At 40.8% G+C, this 2,257-nt stretch carries 2 protein-coding genes; both read right to left on the bottom strand.

What is annotated here, in order from left to right; genetic code table 11:
- Positions 1 to 198 precede the first annotated feature (198 nt).
- The gene (istB, locus tag EDM58_RS24260; protein ID WP_122915621.1) at positions 199 to 921 is read right to left on the bottom strand and encodes an IS21-like element helper ATPase IstB; all 723 of its coding nucleotides are present in this window, start codon (positions 919 to 921) and stop codon (positions 199 to 201) included.
- Positions 921 to 2,257 (bottom strand): IS21 family transposase (gene istA / locus EDM58_RS24255; protein WP_122915620.1); only part of this gene is annotated, 1,337 nt, incomplete at its 5' end. The genes istA and istB, both read right to left, overlap by 1 nt.

The following is a 2,257-nucleotide window of genomic DNA, read 5'->3' as shown; positions in this document are numbered from 1 at the left end:
TAAATCCTTAATACTCGTTATCGAATTTTAATCATTTCAATATCAATCTTTTATTTTTATAAAGGCAGCTTTTAATTTTCAGTGGTTAAAGTGAAAGGCAAGGTTATCATCGAAGGATATTCGGGGGGGGGTGTGTTTTTGGCAAGTAAGAAATGTAGCAAATGGCAATTAAAAATGTACCACTTGCCAACCCCTAAATTATTTACCGTGTAATAGCGATTCTTTGTATCGATGGCTTTCGCCATTGAAGACGATCAAATGAGAGTGATGAATCAAGCGATCAATAACTGCCTCTGTTAAAATTGGATCACCAAATATATGATTCCATTGGCCAAACTGTAGGTTGGTCGTGATAATAATACTTTTTCTTTCGTAGCACATGGAGATAATCTGAAATAGCAGTTCTGCACCTTGTTTATGCAGAGGAATATACCCCAGTTCGTCGAGTATTAACAGATCTAGCTTCTCAATATGGTTAAAGAATCGGCTCAACGAGCCAGTCTCGTGAGCGTCTAGCAGCCGATTGACTAATCCAGCGACAGTAAAGAACTTTATCTTTTTCCCTTGCTGCTGAATGGCATTTAAGCCAATCAGAGTGGATAAGTACGTTTTCCCCGTTCCCACACCGCCATAAAAGATCAGATTTTCTTTCTCCTCTATAAATCCACCATGAAGGATATGATCCTGCGTGAGACCTTGTCCCATCTGAATATGACCCCATTCAAATGGCTTTCCTGTTATTCTTGGCAAGGAAGATTGTTTAAAGAGCAGATTGATTTTCCGTACTTCTCGTTGTTGTATCTCGTTTTCTAGTATTTTGAGTAAGTACTCTTCATTTGTAGTAGCTTCAACCTCATGGAAATGTTGCCGAACCCAACTCAACTTGAGACGCTTTGAATATTCTTTTATCAATGCATCCACTAGTGATGACCTCCCGTTCCCTTAAAAAATTCATTGTAATGGGCTAATCCTCTAGTGGCTGTTGGAACGGCAGGAACAAAACCTTTCGGTTGGATGGTATCCCTTTGCCCACGGCCATTCATGAGTTGATAATAGATCTGCTTAATAGAATCAACGGCTGGGTGACCATTCTCAGAGGCAAGCTGCAAAGCTTGCGTGGGTATTTTCATATCATCGTTTTTTAAAATGACGGATAGTAGCTGGAGAGCTTCTTGCTTCTCTGGGACCGTGCAATTCGAGAGATAGACTTGCCATTCGATTGGCAATTGTTCATAAAAACTTGTGTATTTAATAGCAGTTGGCCGTTTTGCCATCAATATCAAATATGGCTGCCAAATCACTGATTTTGGCTCTTTGCCATACAGCCTGGGATGCTGTACGATCAGCTCATATTCTTCAGTTAAAATATCGACTCGGTCAAATGAGATCTTTGCCAAAACCATACATTTGGCAAAACGGGGAGACGTTGAGTAGAGTTTATTTTCGACTCGGATATATCCGTATTTATCCGCTTTTACTCGTTCATATCGGATACAATCAAACTCTTTGGCAGGTAATTGAAGAAGGTGTTCCTTGTCTGCCAAATATAGTTCGGAAAGCATGGTTTCTTTCACATAATGAGGTCTCTCCCGATCTTTCTCGGCTTTTTTCCAAAGGGTTTCGTTTAGCTGATCAAGATTGTGTATCTGCAACTCAGGAAGCAGGAAGTTGTTGCGAACGTACTTGACCATCGCCTCTACGTGCCCTTTTTCATTGCCACTACCGGGATTGCAAAACTCGTATTCAAAGTCATAATGAAAAACGAAGTTTTGAAATTCCTCCGTCAGTTCACGCTGACCATTTGGCATGATCTTTTTCACCGCTGGTGATAAATTATCAAATCGAATGACCTTTGGAACTCCACCTATATAGTGAAAGATACGCTTTAATCCCTCCAGAAAGCATTCTCGATTCTGAGACTGGAAAACTTGAAAGTAGAACGTGTTGCTATAAGGAAACGAGAGAACGAGGAATGGCAAGGTAACACTTTCTCCCTGATATTTGAATGGTGCTTCTCCAAAATCAACTTGAGCTGATCCAGGTCTCGTTTCCAATGGCAATGCCGCAGCATCACTTGTCTCCGCTAACTGGTGCTTACGTTGGGAAACATATTGTCTGACAGAGCGAGATGATCCTGTAAATTGGTATTCCTCCACTAATTGCGTGAACAAGCGTTGTGCTGTTCTTCGGAACTTCTTTTTCTTGTTCAAGTCCTCTTTGATCCATTGATCAAGAATAGGTTTAACGGGCTCCATGA

The organism is Brevibacillus panacihumi (assembly GCF_003710985.1).
GTDB classification, from domain to species: domain Bacteria; phylum Bacillota; class Bacilli; order Brevibacillales; family Brevibacillaceae; genus Brevibacillus; species Brevibacillus panacihumi.
Note: the sequence above shows the minus strand (reverse complement) of the source record. Positions and strands in the feature narration are given on the sequence as shown.